This window comes from Streptomyces sp. NPDC004561, assembly GCF_053602155.1.
In genome coordinates, this window is sequence record NZ_JBSGDB010000164.1 from 1 (window position 1) to 17,512 (window position 17,512).

At 72.9% G+C, this 17,512-nt stretch carries 14 protein-coding genes; 10 read left to right on the forward strand and 4 right to left on the reverse strand.

Annotated elements, in window-relative coordinates; genetic code table 11:
- The 7 genes from ACWEN3_RS21845 to ACWEN3_RS21875 form a co-directional block, all read left to right on the forward strand.
- The coding region (locus ACWEN3_RS21845; RefSeq protein ID WP_452973485.1) for a hypothetical protein at positions 1-272 on the forward strand (272 nt) is incomplete at its 5' end.
- 42 nt (positions 273-314) lie between these two features.
- Positions 315-1,037: a DNA alkylation repair protein gene (locus ACWEN3_RS21850; protein WP_452973449.1), complete on the forward strand. Its 723-nt coding sequence runs from the start codon at positions 315-317 to the stop codon at positions 1,035-1,037.
- Between the two features lie 259 nt (positions 1,038-1,296).
- Complete coding sequence (tuf, locus tag ACWEN3_RS21855) at positions 1,297-2,466, forward strand: elongation factor Tu (protein ID WP_452973452.1); 1,170 nt, start codon at positions 1,297-1,299, stop codon at positions 2,464-2,466.
- A gap of 161 nt (positions 2,467-2,627) precedes the next feature.
- The gene (locus tag ACWEN3_RS21860) at positions 2,628-3,473 is read left to right on the forward strand and encodes a spermidine synthase (RefSeq protein WP_452973454.1); all 846 of its coding nucleotides are present in this window, start codon (positions 2,628-2,630) and stop codon (positions 3,471-3,473) included.
- Positions 3,474-3,835: 362 nt separating this feature from the next.
- Positions 3,836-4,666, forward strand: a complete 831-nt coding sequence (locus ACWEN3_RS21865) for a class II glutamine amidotransferase (RefSeq protein WP_452973457.1) — start codon at positions 3,836-3,838, stop codon at positions 4,664-4,666.
- Between the two features lie 61 nt (positions 4,667-4,727).
- Complete coding sequence (locus ACWEN3_RS21870) at positions 4,728-7,457, forward strand: cation-translocating P-type ATPase (RefSeq protein ID WP_452973459.1); 2,730 nt, start codon at positions 4,728-4,730, stop codon at positions 7,455-7,457.
- A 42-nt stretch (positions 7,458-7,499) separates the two neighbouring features.
- Positions 7,500-9,260, forward strand: a complete 1,761-nt coding sequence (locus ACWEN3_RS21875; protein ID WP_452973462.1) for a SulP family inorganic anion transporter — start codon at positions 7,500-7,502, stop codon at positions 9,258-9,260.
- A gap of 13 nt (positions 9,261-9,273) precedes the next feature.
- On the opposite strand, the gene ACWEN3_RS21880 is transcribed toward ACWEN3_RS21875, so the two are convergent.
- The 3 genes from ACWEN3_RS21880 to ACWEN3_RS21890 all read right to left on the reverse strand — a co-directional run bounded on the left by ACWEN3_RS21880 (position 9,274) and on the right by ACWEN3_RS21890 (position 12,212).
- Positions 9,274-10,626, reverse strand: a complete 1,353-nt coding sequence (locus ACWEN3_RS21880) for a diacylglycerol/lipid kinase family protein (protein ID WP_452973465.1) — start codon at positions 10,624-10,626, stop codon at positions 9,274-9,276.
- 11 nt (positions 10,627-10,637) lie between these two features.
- A complete protein-coding gene (locus ACWEN3_RS21885) occupies positions 10,638-11,069 on the reverse strand; it encodes an SHOCT domain-containing protein (RefSeq protein WP_452973468.1) in 432 nt (143 codons plus the stop codon).
- A 135-nt stretch (positions 11,070-11,204) separates the two neighbouring features.
- The gene (locus tag ACWEN3_RS21890; RefSeq protein ID WP_452973471.1) at positions 11,205-12,212 is read right to left on the reverse strand and encodes a hypothetical protein; all 1,008 of its coding nucleotides are present in this window, start codon (positions 12,210-12,212) and stop codon (positions 11,205-11,207) included.
- Positions 12,213-12,364: 152 nt separating this feature from the next.
- Between ACWEN3_RS21890 and ACWEN3_RS21895 the strand changes: the two genes are divergently transcribed.
- The gene (locus tag ACWEN3_RS21895; RefSeq protein ID WP_452973473.1) at positions 12,365-12,817 is read left to right on the forward strand and encodes a DUF4442 domain-containing protein; all 453 of its coding nucleotides are present in this window, start codon (positions 12,365-12,367) and stop codon (positions 12,815-12,817) included.
- 39 nt (positions 12,818-12,856) lie between these two features.
- Here the strand turns inward: ACWEN3_RS21895 and ACWEN3_RS21900 are convergent, their stop codons facing one another.
- The gene (locus ACWEN3_RS21900) at positions 12,857-13,072 is read right to left on the reverse strand and encodes a hypothetical protein (protein ID WP_452973476.1); all 216 of its coding nucleotides are present in this window, start codon (positions 13,070-13,072) and stop codon (positions 12,857-12,859) included.
- Positions 13,073-13,369: 297 nt separating this feature from the next.
- Between ACWEN3_RS21900 and ACWEN3_RS21905 the strand changes: the two genes are divergently transcribed.
- Together ACWEN3_RS21905 and ACWEN3_RS21910 are read left to right on the forward strand one after the other, a co-directional pair.
- A complete protein-coding gene (locus ACWEN3_RS21905) occupies positions 13,370-15,241 on the forward strand; it encodes an RICIN domain-containing protein (protein WP_452973479.1) in 1,872 nt (623 codons plus the stop codon).
- Between the two features lie 420 nt (positions 15,242-15,661).
- On the forward strand, positions 15,662-17,512 hold a 1,851-nt coding region (locus ACWEN3_RS21910; protein WP_452973482.1), incomplete at its 3' end, for a nitronate monooxygenase.

A 17,512-nucleotide genomic window follows, 5' to 3' on the forward strand; every position in this document is an offset into this window, starting at 1 on the left:
ACGCCGCCGACCGTCGCCGAGTAGATGTCCCGCTTGCCGAGCGCGCTGATCCTGCCACGCTGCTCCAGGACGGCCAGCATCATCGACACCCGGGAAACAGCGCCAGTCTGGCGTACGGGGACCGCAGCGCCCGCGTACAGCGAGCAGCGAACCCCGTGCCGGGCAGGGACGGAAGGGACACGAGCGCGGATCCGGCCGACTCCGCGACGACGGCCGGGGGAGAGATCGTCGCGGTGCCCCCGGAGCGGTTGGTGGCATCGGGCATCCGGTGACACTAACCGACCTATGTGTGTGATCGCCGTAGGGTACGTCTCATGACCGTCACGGAGCCGGCGCCGTCGGAGATGCCTCGCAGTGCTCTCGCCGAGGCCCTGCTGGAGCGGCTGACGGCCGTGTACGGTGCCGCCGCCGACCCCGAGCGGGCCGCGGCCATGCGGGCGTACATGAAGGACGTCGCGCCCTTCCTCGGCATCCCGACCCCGGACCGCCGGGCGCTGTCCCGGACCGTGCTGGCCGGCGCGCCGCGCCCCGACGAGACCGACTGCACCGCGCTCGCCCTGCGCTGCTGGGCGCTGCCCGAGCGCGAGTACCACTACTTCGCCGTCGACTACCTGCGCCGGTACGCGAGCCGCTGCTCCTCGGGTTTCCTGCCGGTGGTGCGCCGCCTCGTCACCACGGTCCCCTGGTGGGACACCGTCGACCTGCTCGCCGCGCACGTCGTGGGCGCCCTGGTCGCCGCCGACCCGGCGCTGGCGGCCGACATGGACCGGTGGATCGTGGACGAGAACCTCTGGGTGGCCCGTACCGCGCTGCTGCACCAGCTGCGCTACAAGGAACACACCGACCAGGAGCGGCTGTTCGCGTACTGCCTGCGCCAGTCCGGCCACCCGGACTTCTTCATCCGCAAGGCCATCGGCTGGAGCCTGCGCGAGTACGCCAAGACCGACCCCGAGGCCGTACGGACCTTCCTGGCGCGGGAGCGGGGCCGGTTCGCTCCGCTGACCGTCCGCGAGGCGCTGAAGAACATCGGGGCCTGAACTCGCCCGCGCGGAAAACCATTCGACGCCGGACGGGCCGTCGGCGATGATCGACGGCATGTTCCGGTACGCCTTCCTCGTCGCGGCATCCGCAGTCGCGGATGCGCCGAAGGCTGCCGTTCCCGCTCTCCTGGCCGCTGTCGACGGCGCCCGAAGCTGACCCTCTCCGGATCGTCCGGCGGACCCCGCAGGGGGAGGGTCGGCCAGTCCCCTGGGGTCCCGCATTCCCGTACGACAGCAGAGGCTTCGAGGTACAGCCATGTCCAAAACGGCCTACGTGCGCACCAAGCCGCACCTGAACATCGGCACCATGGGTCATGTCGACCACGGCAAGACCACGCTCACCGCCGCCATCACCAAGGTCCTCGCCGAGCGCGGCACCGGCACCTTCGTGCCGTTCGACCGGATCGACCGCGCCCCCGAGGAGGCCGCCCGCGGCATCACCATCAACATCGCGCACGTCGAGTACGAGACCGACACCCGGCACTACGCCCACGTGGACATGCCGGGCCACGCCGACTACGTCAAGAACATGGTCACCGGCGCCGCGCAGCTCGACGGGGCGATCCTCGTCGTCTCCGCGCTCGACGGGATCATGCCGCAGACCGCCGAGCACGTGCTGCTCGCCCGTCAGGTGGGCGTCGACCACATCGTCGTCGCGCTCAACAAGGCCGACGCGGGCGACGAGGAGCTGACCGACCTGGTCGAGCTGGAGGTCCGCGACCTGCTCACCGCCCAGGGCTACCCGGGCGACTCCGTGCCCGTCGTACGGGTCTCGGGGCTCCGCGCCCTGGAGGGCGACCCTCGCTGGACGGCGTCCGTGGAGGCGCTGCTCGACGCAGTGGACACGTACGTGCCGATGCCCGAGCGGTATCTCGACGCGCCGTTCCTGCTGCCGGTGGAGAACGTGCTCACCATCACCGGCCGGGGCACGGTCGTCACCGGGGCCGTCGAGCGCGGGACGCTCCGCCTCGGGGACCGTGTCTGCGTGCTCGGCGCGGAGATCGAGACCGTGGTCACCGGACTCGAGACCTTCGGCAGGCCGATGCAGGAGGCCCAGGCCGGGGACAACGTGGCGCTGCTGCTGCGGGGGGTGCCGCGGGACGCCGTACGGCGCGGCCATGTCGTGGCGGCGCCGGGGAGCGTGGTGCCCGCCCGGCGGTTCTCGGCGCGCGTGTACGTCCTGTCCGGGCGCGAGGGGGGCCGTACGACGCCGGTCGTCAGCGGCTACCGGCCCCAGTTCTACATCCGCACCGCGGACGTGGTCGGCGACATCGACCTCGGCGAGGCGGTCGTCGCCCGGCCCGGGGAGACGGTGGAGATGACCGTCGAGCTGGGGCGGGAGGTGCCGTTGGAGCCGGGCCTCGGGTTCGCCGTCCGTGAGGGCGGCAGGACCGTGGGGGCGGGGACCGTGATCGCCGTGGAGTGAGGAGGCGTGCGTGAGGACGGCCGGTTCGGCCGCCCTCATGTGCCGGAGCCGTGCGCCGTACCGGGCCACGCGCCCGCGGGGGTTGCGGTCGCCCCTGCGAGGGCGCCGGATGTCGATGCCGCCCCGTGCCCGCGAGGGTCGGGGTCGCTCACAATGGACGGGTGAGCGAATCGATACCCGTCACCCGTGTCACCGACCACGGGACCGCCAAGCTGATGCCCGACGTCGACCGGGAGCGGGCCTGGCTGCTGACGGTCGACGGGGCGCCGCAGTCCTACGTGGATCTGGACGAGCCGACGTACCTGGAGTTCGAGTACACGCGGCGGCTGGGGCATGTGCTGGACACGGTGGGGGAGGCCGGCGAGGCGCTGGACGTGGTGCACCTGGGCGGGGGCGCGTTCACGTTGCCCCGGTACGTGGCCGCGACCCGGCCCGGCTCCCGGCAGGACGTCGTCGAGGCCGACCGGGGGCTGCTGGAACTGGTCGACGAGTACCTGCCGCTGCCGGAGGGCTCGGGTGTCAGGCTGCACGCCGCCGATGCCCGGGCCTGGCTGGAGGCCGCGCCGGACGACATCGCCGACGTGCTGATCGGGGACGTGTTCGGCGGTTCCCGGGTGCCCGCCCACCTCACCACGCTCGCCTACGCCCGCGAGGCCGAGCGGGTCCTGCGGCCCGGCGGGGTCTATCTGGCCAACCTCGCCGACGGGGCGCCGTTCGCCTTCCTGCGGTCCCAACTGGCCACGTTCGCCACGGTCTTCGAGGAGCTGGCGCTGATCGCCGAGCCTGCGGTGCTGCGCGGCCGGCGGTTCGGCAACGCGGTGCTCGTTGCCTCGCACCGGCCGCTCGACGTCGCCGCGCTGGCCCGCCGGGTCGCCGCGGACGCCTTCCCGGCGCGTGTCGAACACGGGTCATCGGTAAGGGAGTTCACCGGTTCCGCGCGGCCGGTCGAGGAGGCGGACGCCGTGCCGTCGCCGGTGCCCCCGGGCGGGGCGTTCGGCATCGGCTGACCGGTCCCGGCCGACCCGGGCCGGTTCGCGGCGACCCTGCACAGCGGTACGGCGGGCCCGGGACGCGGCGTCCGGGGCGGACAGCGCCGGTGTGACGGCTGGCCGATGCGGGCGAGGGCGGCGCCGTCCCCAAGGGCGCCCCCTCATGGCCCCCGCGCTCGCCTCAGCCTGCTGGGCGTGCCGTGGTCAGCCGCGCAGACCATACTTGTAGTGGCTCGGACGGACAGCTTCCGCAGCTTTCTTCGCGATGTCCGGCCGCGCCGCCCGGCTACTTGGACCCGCCATCAGTGCAGCGGCGGAAACGATCCTCCCGGTCCGCGTCACAAGTCGCCGTCCTCCACCGGAGGGAGGTGGGTTCGCACATGTGTCGCTGGATCGCCTACTCGGGCACGCCCGTCCTGCTCAGCCAGGTCCTGTTCAAGCCCCAGCACAACCTGATCGACCAGAGTCTGCACTCCCGCCTGGGGGTGGAGACGACCAACGGCGACGGATTCGGGGTGGGCTGGTACACACCGGACCTGATCACGCCGGCGGTGCTGCGGGACATCGGCCCGGCCTGGAACAACCGGAACCTCCAGGAGGTCGCCCACCACGTGCGCTCGGGCCTGTTCTTCGCCCACATCAGGGCCACCACCGGAACGGCCGTGCAGCAGACCAACTGCCATCCCTTCCGGAGGGATCGCTGGCTGTGGATGCACAACGGAATGATCAACGACTTCCACCGGCTCAGACGTGACCTCGCCCTGGCCGTCGATCCGGCCCTGTACAGCGACATCGAGGGTTCCACCGACTCCGAGCTCATGTTCTTCCTGGCCCTCACGTTCGGCCTCACGGAGGATCCGCCCGGTGCCGTGGAGCGCATGGCCGGCCTGGTCGAGGAGACGGGCGAACGGCACGGCGTGCCGCACCCCCTGCAGATGACCGTCGCGGTGGCCGACGGTGAGCGGCTGTGGGCCTTCCGTTACTCCAGCGAGGGCTCCTCACGGTCGCTGTACTTCAGCTCCAGGGTCGACTCCCTGCGCGCGCTCCATCCGGACGCCTCCTTCCTGCGCGAGATCTCGGACGAGACGCGCCTGGTCGTGTCCGAGCCGCTCGGCGACCTCCCCGGGGCGTGGCACGAAGTGCCGGAGAGCAGCTACGGCATGGTCCAGCCGGGCCGTGACCTGCTCCGTCCCTTCCAGCCCCGGCGCTGAACGGGACGCGACGCGCGGGCAGCCGATCACAGGCCGGCGGGCTCGAACGGAGGCACCATCCATGACCGCGCAGACAGACACCCCGCACGGGGGCGCAGCGGACAGCCGGACGTGGTACTCGCTCCCCCCGGAGGACGTGGCCGCCGCCTTCGGCGTGGACCCGGCCACGGGACTGTCCACGGCCCGGGCCGCGGAGCTGCTCCGCGTGGACGGCCCGAACGCGCTGCCGGAGGAGCGGCCCGTGCCCGGCTGGCGCCGCTTTCTGGCCCAGTACCGCAGTTACATGCAACTGGTCCTGGTGAGTGCCGCCGTGGTGTCCCTCGTGATCAAGGAGTGGAGCACCGGCGTGCTGCTGCTCTTCCTGACGGTCGTCAACGCCGTCGCCGGGATGCGGCAGGAGGGCAAGGCCGAGAGCGCCATGAACGCGCTCAAGTCGATGCTGAAGGCCACCGCCCGGGTGCGCAGGGACGGCACGGAGTCCGAGATCCCGGCCGAGGAGGTCGTCGTAGGCGACGTGGTGCTGATCGCGGCCGGGGACGAGGTGCCGGCCGACGGCCGGATCGTCACGGCCAGTGCGCTGCAGATCGACGAGTCGGCGCTGACCGGGGAGAGCGTGCCGGCGGTGAAGGAGGCCGGGACGCTGACCGGAACGGACCTGCCGCCCGGCGACCGCCGGAACATGGCGTTCATGAACACGCCCGTCACCCACGGCAGCGGCACGGTGATTGTCACGGCCACCGGTGCCGGTACCGAACTCGGGCGCATCTCCGGCATGTTGTCGTCCACGCCCCGCGAGGCCTCGCCACTGGCCCAGGAGATGGACCGGCTCACCCTGTGGATCACGGGCACGGCCGGACTGACGATGATCGTGATGTTCGTTCTGGGGCGCAGCCGGGGCACGGCGTGGGACGCGCTGTTCGTGAGCGCCGTCTCGCTGGCCATCGCCGCCATCCCGGAGGCCTTGCCGACCGTGACGCAGACGATCCTGTCCATCGGCGCCGTCGACCTGGCGCGGCGCGAGGCGATCGTGAAGGACCTGCCGTCGGTGGAGTCGCTGGGATTCACCTCGGCGATCAACTCCGACAAGACCGGCACGCTCACCATGAACCAGATGACCGCCGTGGAAGTGATCGATCCGGGCGACCGGTACACCGTCTCCGGCACCGGTTACAGCCTCGAGGGGAGGATCCATCACGCGGTCGGCAGCGCGCCGGACATGGAGAGCGCGATCCTGCCCTACCTGGTCGCCAACGACGCGCGCCTGGTGAACGGCGAGGTGGTCGGCGATCCCACGGAGGGCGCCCTGCTGGTGCTCGGCCACAAGGCGGGACTGGACATCGACGCCACCCGGGCCCGGCTGCCGAGGCTGGCCACGCTGCCCTTCGACCCCTCGTACAAGCTGATGGCCACCTTCAACGCGGCCACGGACGCCACGGGCCGGCCGGTCGTGCGCTGCTTCGTGAAGGGGGCCGCGCCCGCGATGATGGCGCGGGCCGCCACCGCACTGTCGCAGGGCACCTCGGTCCCGTGGGACGACGTCCTGCGGGGGCGGGCGCAGGAGCATGTCGAGCGCATGGGCCGGGAGGGCCTGCGGGTGATGGCCGCCGCGCAACGCGACCTCGACCCGGACACCTTCGATCCCGAGGGCGACCTGCTCCGCCATGTCACCGAGCTGCAGATGACGAGCCTGGTCGGGATGGTCGACCCGCCGCGTCCCGAGTCGCGCGCCGCGGTGGCGGACGCGCAGGCCGCGCACATCAGGGTGCGGATGGTGACCGGCGACGACGTCGTCACCGGCGCGGCCATCGCGAAGCAGCTCGGGATCGAGGGGGAGGCCGTGCTCGGCGCGGACTTCGCCGCCCTCCCGGAGGAGGAGCGGCTCGCCCGGATCGACGGCATCGGCGTCGTCGGCCGGGTCGCCCCGGAGCACAAGGTGCTGCTCGCCGACACCCTGAAGAAGCGGGGCCGGGTGGTGGCCATGACCGGCGACGGCGTCAACGACGCGCCCGCGATCAAGGCGGCCGACGTCGGGATCGCCATGGGCTCCGGCACCGAGGTCGCCAAGAACGCCGGACGCATGGTGCTGACCGACGACAACTTCGCCACGATCGTCTTCGCCGTCGAGCAGGGCCGCAAGATCTACGACAACCTCACCAAGTACATCCGCTTCGTGCTCGTCCTTCTCGTGGTCTTCGTGCTGACGTTCCTCGGCGCGACGCTGTTCGACATCGCCGCCGGAGAACCCTTCACCCCGGCCCAGGTGCTGTGGATCCACTTCTTCGTCAACGCGGCCTTCGGCTTCGCGCTCGGCTTCGACCGGCAGAGCCCCGGGCTCATGGCCCGCCGGCCGCGGCCCCGCGGCACACCCGTGCTGACCACGAGCGTGATGATCACGGTCGGGCTCTCCGGCCTGGTGATCACCATCGCCCTGCTCGTCCTGATCAAGCTCGGCGAGACGCGCTACGGCAGCGTGGCGGTGGGCCAGTCGATGGCCTTCACCACCTTCGCGCTCTGCCTGATCGTGGCCGCGCTGGAGTGCCGCAGCGAGACGGACACCGTGCTCACCACCGCCAGCTTCGACAGCAAGCAGATGAACTGGGCCATGCTCGTCGAGTTCGCTCTCGCGGTGCTGGTGACCCAGCTGGACGGCTTCCGCCGGCTGCTCGGCACGACCCGCCTGGACCTGGCGGAGTTCGGCTGGACGCTGCTGCCGCCGCTCGCGCTGCTGGCGCTGTGGGAACTGGGCAAGTTCCTCGTCCGCTGGACCGGCGCGCCCTCCGTCCGGAGGTGACGCCGTCCGGCGGCCCGAGCGGTCACACGGGAAGGACGGCCCATGAACGGCGGTCACCTGCACGCGGGCGGGGCGGGCCGCAGGGTGCGGGCCGTACCCGGGGTCCGCGCGCTGGCGTCGTACCGGCGTGAGTGGCTGACGAAGGACCTGGTCGCCGGGATCGTCCTGACCACACTGCTGGTGCCGCAGGGCATGGCGTACGCGGAACTCGCGGGCCTGCCGCCGATCACCGGCCTGTACACCTCCGTCCTGTGCCTGCTCGCCTACGCGGTGTTCGGCCCCTCGAAGATCCTGGTGCTCGGCCCCGACTCCTCGCTGGGCCCAATGATCGCCGCCACCGTGCTGCCGCTGCTGGTCTCGGGCGGCGATCCGGCCCGCGCGGTCGCGCTGGCCTCGACGCTCGCGATCATGGTCGCCGTCGTGATGCTCCTGGCGTCGGCGGCGAGACTCGGGTTCATCGCCGACCTGCTCTCCAAGCCCACGATGACCGGCTACATGAACGGCCTGGCGCTGACCATCCTGATCGGCCAGCTGCCGAAGCTGCTCGGCTTCAAGGTCGAGGCGGGCAGCCTGGTGGAGGAGTGCGCGGGCCTCGTCGAGAAGCTGGCCGCCGGTGCCGTGGTGCCCGCCGCGGCCGCCGTGGGAGTCGCCGGCATCGCGGTGATCCTGGTGCTCCAGCGGCTGCGGCCGAGGATCCCGGCGGTCCTGGTCATGGTGCTGCTGGCCATCGCCGCCACCACCGTCTTCGACCTGGGCGCGCACGGCGTGGGCCTCGTGGGCGTGCTGCCCGAGGGTTTCCCGCCCCTCACCCTGCCCCACGTCCGGCTCGACGACCTGGCGCCGCTGGCCGGCGGCGCCCTGGGCATCGCCCTCGTCTCCCTGGCCGACACGATCTCCAACGCCTCCGCCTTCGCCGCCCGCTCCGGGCAGGAGGTCCGCGGCAACCAGGAGATGGCCGGAATCGGCGCCGCCAACCTCGCGGCGGGGTTCTTCCAGGGCTTTCCCGTCAGCACGAGCGGCTCCCGCACCGCGGTGGCCGAACGGGCCGGCGCGAGGACGCAGCTCACCGGGGTCGTCGGCGCCGTACTGATCACACTGATGCTGGTGCTGCTCCCGGGCCTGTTCCGCGATCTGCCCCAGCCCGCACTCGCCGCCGTCGTGATCACCGCGTCGCTGTCACTGGCCGATGTGCCGGGGACCGTACGGCTGTGGCGGCAGCGTCGCGCCGAGTTCCTGCTGTCCCTGGCCGCCTTCGCGGGCGTGGCGCTGCTGGGCGTCCTGCCGGGCATCGCGATCGCCGTCGGCCTGTCGGTGCTCAACGTCTTCCGGCGCGCCTGGTGGCCGTACGCGACCGTGCTCGGCCGGGTGCCGGGCCTGGAGGGCTTCCACGACATCCGCTCCTACCCCCACGCGGAGCGGCTGCCCGGGCTGGTGCTCTACCGGTTCGACGCGCCGCTGTTCTTCGCCAACGCCAGGACCTTCCGGGACGAGGTGCTGCGGCTGGCCCGGACCGAGCCCGCGCCCAGCTGGATCGTGATCGCGGCGGAGCCGATGACCGACGTGGACACCACCGCCTCCGACGTCCTGGAGGAACTCGACGAGACCCTCGACGCCGAACAGGTCCATCTGGTGTTCGCCGAGCTCAAGGACCCGGTCCGGCGGAAGATCGAGCGTTACGGGCTCACCCGGACCGTCGACCCCGGCCACTTCTTCCCCACGATCGAGGCCGCCGTCGGCGCCTTCCGCCGCGGGACCGGCGCCGACTGGATCCCGGCCCCGCCCTCCCGGGCCGACCACCGGTGAGTCACCGCGCCGGTCAGCGCGCCGCCGGGGTGCGCTGCCGGGCGGCGGGGGCCAGGGCCAGCAGCATCACCCGCCGCCAGTCGGCCGGAGGCCGGTTCGGCGGCGTGCCCGGCCGGTGGAGCGGGACACGGACACGCAGCGCACCGGGGGCCACCCGGCAGGTCACCGGAGCGGCCAGTACGACGGACTCCCCGTCGATGCCGGCCGGAACGGTGTCCGCGTCGGCCTCCACGACCACCTCGCGTGCCGTCAGCCGCGTCACCGACGGCGATCTGCGGCGACGCAGCAGCCGGGCCGGGAGCCGGGCCGCCTGCGCGGAGTTGTCGATGCGGACGCACAGCGCGCCCAGCCGCCCGGAGTCCAGGCGTTCCCGCAGCCCGGGATGGGCCGAGTCGACGACGGGCCGGTACGGGTTGTTGCTGACGAGCACGGCCTGCAGACCCTCGGCGCACGTCCGCCCCGCGCGCGCCCGCAGCCGCGGCGCGCCGGGGCCGAGGAGGACGGGCAGGGCATGCAGCGTCGTGCGCACCTTCTCGTCCCGGTAGGCGGGATCGGCCACCACTTCCGCGTAGGTCCCGAAGGAGGCGTTGTTGACGAACACCCGGTCGGCCGCGAACCCCAGGTCGACGCGGAACTCGACGGCGTCCGTGAACGCCTCGATGGCGGCCGCCGGGTCGTCGCGGTCGAGCCCGAGATCGAGCGCGAAGTGGTTGCGCGTCCCCGCCGGGACCACCACGAAGGGCACGTCGTGCCTGGCCGCGACCTCGGCGACCAGAGCCTGGGTGCCGTCCCCGCCGGCCACACCCAGCAGATCCGCTCCTTCGGCCACCGCGCGCCGGGCCAGTTCCGCCACGTCCTGGTGCCGCGCCGGATCCAGCACGACGACCCGGGCGCCCGCCGCCTCCGCCCGCGCGGCAAGCTGGAAGCGGTCCACCTTGCCGCCGCCGGAGCGCGGGTTCATCACCACCCACGGATGCCGCGGGGCCGCCACCGGCCGGGGCGTACCGCCGCCCCCGCCGGCACGGACCGCGGGAGCCGTCGCGATGCGGGCGGCCGTCAGCGAGAGCACCCAGAGGCCGAGGGAGAGGCAGGCGGGCGCCAGCATGCCGTGCGCGGCGAAGAGGGCCAGGACCGCGAGCGGGACGAACACCACCAGAAGGGTTCCCAGGGCCCGTACGAGCCCGGAGTGCGCGAGCGCCCACCAGAGCCCGGCGGCCGTCAGGGCCACGCCCGCCACGGCGATCACCACCCAGAGCAGACCTCTCAGCCCGGCGGTGACGAGCAGCGCGAGCACGCTGCCCAGCAGGGCGAGGAGCGCCAGCCGGGCCCAGGCCGCGGGCGTCCCGAGCCCGGCCGCCGGTTCCACGCCACCGGTCCTCACACTCTCTCGCGGTTGCCGCTCAGGACGAGTTGCTTGGCGCGGGCGAACTCCTCCTCGGTGATGTCGCCGTGGGCGCGCATCTGCGAGAGCCTGGCCAGATCGTCGGCGCTGCTGGGCCGCCCGGCGCCCGCCGTCTCGCGGACGTAGGCGTCGAACTCCCTCTGCTGCGCCCTCGCCTGTTCCACCTCGCGCCGGCCCATGTCCTTGCCGCGGGCGATGAGGTAGACCAGGACACCGAGGAACGGCAGTACGACGACGAACGTCAGCCAGCCCGCCTTGCTCCAACCGCCGAGATCGTCATCGCGGAAGATGTCGAGGACGATCCTGAACAGCAGGAAGAACCACAGGATCCACAGTGCGAACCACAGCATGGTCCAGAAGGCGCTGAGCAACGGGTAGTCGTACGCCAGGTACATCTGCTGGCTCATTGTCGTTTCTCCATCACTGCCCCGGACGTCGGATTCCCTCCCACCGGATCAGCCTGCCCGCGACAAAAGCCGGGGCGCCTCACCCGGTGCGGGTGAGACGCCCCCTGGGAGTCCGGGTCGCCTCCCGGTCCCGCGTCAGTCGTTCGTCGGCGTGCCGTGCAGCCGGACCGTGCTGAGGATCTTCATGACCGTCGCCTCGGAGACCTCGTCCTTCACGCCTTTGGCCCCGTAGAAGCTGAACGAGACGTAGTCGTGCACCGAGTTCTGGAAGCCGAACGTGAGCGCCTTGCCGTCGCTCGCGCACTTGCCCTTGCTGGGGGTGCCGGACGACCGGGCCCAGGCGTAGCTGCCCTGGATGCCGGACGCGGTCTTGAAGGGAGTGGCCTTCTTGTCGTAGGTGATGCTCTTCTTGTCCGGCTGGGTGTAGCCGCCGTAGACCCACCAGGCCGGGGTGTTGACCGCGATCTGGTCCGTGTTCTTGGCGCCGCTGGCACCCTTGCTGCCCACGACCGCCAGCGGAGTGTCGTCGACCCGGCCGTCCTTGTTGTCGTCCGAGCTGCACCACTTGGGCTGGTCCTCGGCCGTGCCCGACATGATGATGAGGGGCTTGGAGTCGCTGGACTTGCGGTCCTCGAACCCGATCTCGAGGGTGGGGGACTGCACGGCCCAGGCGGCGGGCACGTCGTAGGCGATGCCCCACTTGGGGTTCACCACGACCTTCCAGCCCGCGACGGTCGGCTTCTCGGTGCCGGCGGCGCGCGGGTTGTCGGTCGTGGACGAGGAGGCCGTGGGCGACTGCGCCGGCGACTGGCTCTTGTGCTGCCCGCCCTTGCCGTTGTCCGCCTTGTCGTCCTTCGAGCCGCCGAGGACCAGGAAGCCGGTCACTCCGGCGGCGACCACGACCGCTGCGGCCGCGATGACCGCGATCAGCTTGGTGCGGTCGCCACCGCCCTTCGGCGGCTGGGACATCGGCACGGTGGGGGGCTGCTGACCCCACTGCGGCTGCTGCCCGTACGGACCGGCCTGCGGATACTGCTGGTATCCGGACTGCTGATACGGATTCTGCTGCTGGTAACCCGGCTGCTGATACGGGTTCTGCTGCGGGTTCTGCGCGCCCCCTGGCGGCTGCTGATCTGGCCACATGGCCAGTAACCCTAGTGCGGCCACGGACACGTTTCGGTCACCGGTCCTCGTCAGGGTCGTAGCGAAACGGGGGAGAAGCGCGCGGGAGCGCTGCCGCTCTGCCTGGCAGGGAGTCTGGCCAGCATCTGCTACCCGTGAGTAACATGTCGGTCATGAGCGCAGACCAGATGTCGATCGGCGAGATGCTCGCCGCCACCGTGCCCATGGCCCGGACGCTGAACCTGGATTTCCTGGAGACGACTCCGGACCAGGCCGTCGTGTCCCTGCCGGACCAGGGCGAGTACCACAACCACGTGGGCGGGCCGCACGCCGGCGCGATGTTCACGCTCGGGGAGTCGGCCAGCGGTGCCATCGTGCTGGCCGCCTTCGGGGACCAACTCTCACGCGCGGTGCCCCTCGCCGTGCGTGCCGAGATCGCCTACAGGAAGCTGGCGATGGGCGCCGTCACCGCGACCGCGACCCTGGGCCGGCCGGCCGCCGAGGTCGTCGCCGAACTGGACGCGGGGCAGCGCCCCGAGTTCCCGGTGTCGATCGAGATCCGGCGCGCGGACGGTGCCGTGACGGGCGAGATGACCGTCGTCTGGACGCTGCGTCCGAACAGCTGAGTCGCTGTCCGAGGAGGGGCCGGCCCGGCTCCTCCTCCCTCATGCGCCACCCCACCGCTGTCCGCCTCGCGCGGCCGGCCGCCGCTCCTGGACGCCGGTCGCGCCGTCCTCCAGCCCTGTTGTGAACTCCCCGAGTCGACGGGTGAGTCCGGGGGTGAGGCTCCGGGGGACCGCCGCCCGCAGATGGCCGGCCCTGTCGCCGGTGTCGTGGCGCAGGCCGTCGAGCATCACGCCGTGCATGGCACCGGCCGCCATCAACTCCTGGGTGTCATCCCGTTCTTTCCGTACATGAGTTGACCCGCCGGCGACCACTGAGTCGCACGTACATCTGGATACCGCCGGTAACCTTTGTTTAATTGGCCGACGGTGACGTCGAGTCAATCGAACTTCTTGTTTCCTCTGAGGCGCGTGTGCGAAAGTGAGCCTTCCCCGCGGGAGGGCAATGGCCGGCGTCGCGCGGCTCGGCCGGCCCATCAGGTACGCACCATCAGGCACCGCTTTCCGACAGACGCCATTTCGCATGCCTCCCGCGCCCGGAAAGGAAATGGTTCCGTGCAGTCCCCCCACCCCCCACGCCCGCCGCACCCACCCCACCCCGGTCCGACCGGCGAGTCCGACCGTGCTCTCCTCGCCCGGCTGAGCGGCCCCGACGCCGCCCGCCATCACGCCGTCTCCCTGCTGCTGGCCCGGCACTGGCCGGCCACCCGTGACCACGCCGTCGTCTGCCTGGCCGCGGCCGGGTCCACCGCCCAACTGGTGGCCGTGGCCGCGTTCCACGAGGTGCTCGGCCGCGCGGCGCGCGGAGTCGCCGGTGGAGCCCTGTGCCCGCAACTGCTGGTGGCCGTCCGCGACATCGTCCGCGACTGGGCCGCGGACGACGCGGCCTGCATCGCGCTGCCGGAATTGCGCAAAACAACCGGCGGCCGCGGTCTGCGCGCGACAAACGCCCGTACGCCGGAAAGGCTCCTGCTCGCCGAACGCGCTTTCCATTCCCTTCCCGGCGCCTCGCAATGCCTTCTCTGGCACACCGAGGTCGAGGCGGAGCCCATAAACATACCCGCTGGTCTGCTGGGGGTCGACGCGGTCACCGCGACGGCCGCCCTGGAGCAGGCCCGCGAGCAATTCCGCGCGGGCTGCGTACGCGCCCACCGGGAACTCGCGCCCTCCCGGGAATGCCGCCTCCACAACCGCCTCCTCGACGTCCCCCTGCGCCGTGGCGGCGATCTGCTGCCGGACGTGCGACGGCATCTGGCGGCCTGTCGTCACTGCCGCCTCGCCGCCGAGCAACTCGGGCGTTTCGAGGACGGATTGGGCCTGCTGCTCGCCGAGGCCGTGCTCGGCTGGGGCGCCCGCCGCTACCTGGACTCACGCCCGGGCCGCGGCATCGTCGAGGAATGGCCGCCGCCCGCGCCGGAGGCCGCGCACGGGGTGGCCGGCGGCCGGCACCGCACCGGACCGGAGAGGCGGCACCGCACCGGACCGGTGGGGCCGCGCCGCAAGGGCCTGGTCATCGGTGTCGGGCTCACCACGCTCGCCCTGCTCGCCACCGTGCTCGTGGCCCGGACCTGGTCCGACGACGGCGGTGTCCCCGTGCCCGGCGCCGCCTGGGGCGCCCCCGCCGGCCACACCACCCACCCGCACGGCACCGGCCGACGGCACGCCACCTCCCCCTCCGCCGCGTCCGCCGGCGAGCCCGTCGAGATCGCCCACGGCGGCCTGCGCTCCCTCGCCTCCGGCCGCTGCCTGGACGTGCGCGGCGGCCGGATCACCGCCGGCGCGGCTGTCCGGCTCGCGGTGTGCTCGTCCACCGCCTCGCAGCAGTGGTCGTACCAGGACGACGGACTCCTGCGCAGCGCCGCCGACCCCACCCTCTGTCTCGCCGCCGACCCCGGCTCGAAGAGCGTGTTGCTGGACGGCTGCCTCGTCCATGCCGGGGAGGTGTCGTACGACCTCACCCTGCACGGCGAGATCCTGCTCCGCGGGCACAAGGGGCTCGCCCTCGCCCAGGGGTCCGACGGCTCCTCCGCGGAGGTCGAGGTGGCGGACCGGGACGGTGCGGCGGCCCAGCGGTGGGTGCTGGAGCCGGACGAGGGCGGACAGCCCAGCCCCACGGCGGCACCCGACGCGCCGGGATCCCCGGGCGGGGGAGCCGGGAAGGCGCCCGGGCAACGGGGCGAGGACGGCTCCTCGTCCGGCGGTTCGGGGCGGGAGGGCCGGTCGCCCGGCGAGTACGGCGAGACACGCGTCGCCCAGGTCGCCGCACCCGGCGATCGGCTGCCGCCCGGGCGCGCGGCGGCCGGGGCCGCGGGGCGGGCGGTGGACGCGGCGCGTCACCTCGTCCGGCGGGCCGCCGGCACGCTCGGCTCGCCCGTCGCCCGCACCGCCGCCTCCGTGCCGCCGGCCGTCGGCTCGCTGCTCGGCTGACATGCGCGGGGCCGCCTCGGCGAGGCGGCCCCGCCGCGTCCCGGAGGACAGGCGACCGGGCGGGCCGTGTTTCGAGCCACGGGGCCGAAGTCATGCGGAATTTACAGACGCGGTCTCGTTGTCCCGGCGCATTGCGGGCGGATGAGTGCGCGGTGAAGCGGCCGGACGCTTTGAGCGGCTTGTGACGGTGTGATGTGCGCTCCCAGGGGGCCCGCAGTTTTGGCCGGTGCCGGGAAACGCCGGTTTTCGCGATGCTTGCGGGGAATTCGGTGGCCTGGCCGAATCACGGCCACGGCACGCGAAAAGGGCGCGACGTTATTGACCCGTGAGTAAGCCCTCGCTAGTTTCCGGTGCCCTCGCACCAGAGAGTCCCGCAGCACAAACCCCCCACCGTGCTTCTCTCGCCTGTGTCGGAGCCTCATGACCTCGCTTGTGCGCGCCCACGATCTGATCCTGTGCATCACCCCCTTCGGAGAACCCGACGCAGGCCTCGCCGCGGCCGCCTCCGGTGCCGGCGGACTCGGGGTCCTCGACCTCGGCACCGGCGACCGAAGATCCCGCGAGGAACTGGCCCGTCTCGGTCGGACCGCGCCGGGACCGTTCGGCGTACGGGTCACCGGGCGCTGCGCCCTCTCCCCGTCGGAACTCGGCGGCGCCCCCGACACCGTCGTCCTCGCCCGGGACGCGCCGTGGAGCACTGCCGAACTGTCCGCCGAGTACCGGGTGCTGTCCGAGGTCACCGACCTCGGACAGGCCCGGGCAGCCGTGCGTTGCGGAGCCCACGGGCTGATCGCCCGGGGCGGCGAGAGCGGCGGCCGGGTCGGCGAGCTGAGCACCTTCGTCCTGCTGCAACAACTGCTGGCCGACGAGGAGTTGCGCGGAACGCCCGTCTGGGCCTGCGGCGGCATCGGCCCGCGAACCGCCGCGGCCGCCGTCGCGGGCGGGGCCGCCGGAGTCGTCCTCGACAGCCAGTTGGCCCTGCTGCCCGAGTCACGGCTGCCCGAGGCGGTCCGGGCGGCGCTGCGGTCCCTGGACGGCTCCGAGACGGTGGTGCTGGGCGGCCACCGGGTCCTGCGGCGGCGCGGACCCGACGCGCCACAGCCCCCCGCCGGCGATCCCGAGGCGGTCGCCGCCCTCCTGGGCGCCGGGGACCTTCGCCGTCACCTGCTCCCCGTCGGCCAGGACGGCTTCCTCGCCGCCCGGTTCGCCGACCGGTGGGGCGACGTACGCGGTGTGCTGCGCGAGCTCTCGGCGGCGGTAGGGCAGGCGCTCACGGAGGAGGCACCGGCCGAACCAGCCGAGGGGGAGGGCGCCGGGACTGGTCCCGTCCCGGGCGGCAGTGGCACGGACCGGGAGCCGGAGCCCATATCCGGCGGCGGCGTCGCGGCACCAGGTCTCGGCGCCGTCGGTCCCGGGCCCGGGCGGGCGTTGCGGGCCGGGGCGGCCATGAGCCGGGCGCTCGGGACGCGGTTGCCGGTGGCGCAGGGGCCGATGACCCGGGTCAGTGATCAGGCGGGGTTCGCCGCCGCCGTCGCCGGGGACGGGGCGCTGCCCTTCCTGGCGCTGGCCCTGGCCGACGGTGCCCGGACCCGGGCGATGCTGACCGAGGCGCGGGCCGTCCTCGATGGCCGGCCTTGGGGCGTGGGCGTGCTGGGCTTCGCGCCCGAGGGCACGAGAAACGCCCAGCTGGACGCCGTACGGGAGCTGCGCCCCACGCACGCGATCATCGCGGGCGGGCGGCCCGCCCAGGCCGAGGCGCTGGAGCGGGCCGGGATCCGCACCTTCCTGCACGTGCCCTCACCGGGTCTGCTGGGGCAGTTCCTGGAGGCCGGCACGCGCAGGTTCGTCTTCGAGGGATCCGAGTGCGGCGGGCACGTCGGACCCCGGGCCTCCTTCCCGCTGTGGGAGGCCCAACTCGCCGTCCTGGAGGACTTCCTGGCCGACGCCCCCGACGGGACGGCACGGCAGCTGGAGGTGTTCTTCGCGGGCGGCGTCCACGACGAGCGCTCCGCGGCGATGGTCGCCGCCCTGGCCGCACCGCTCACCGACCGGGGAGCCGCGATCGGCGTCCTGATGGGCACCGCCTACCTGTTCACCGAGGAGGCCGTCGCCCACGGCGCCATCCGGCCGCTCTTCCAGCGGCAGGTCCTCACCGCCGCCACCACCGCCCTGCTGGAGACCGCGCCCGGCCACGCGACCCGCTGCCTGCCCAGCCCCTTCACCCTCGACTACCGGGAGAGGGAGGCCGAGTTGCGGTCGGGCGGTGTGCCC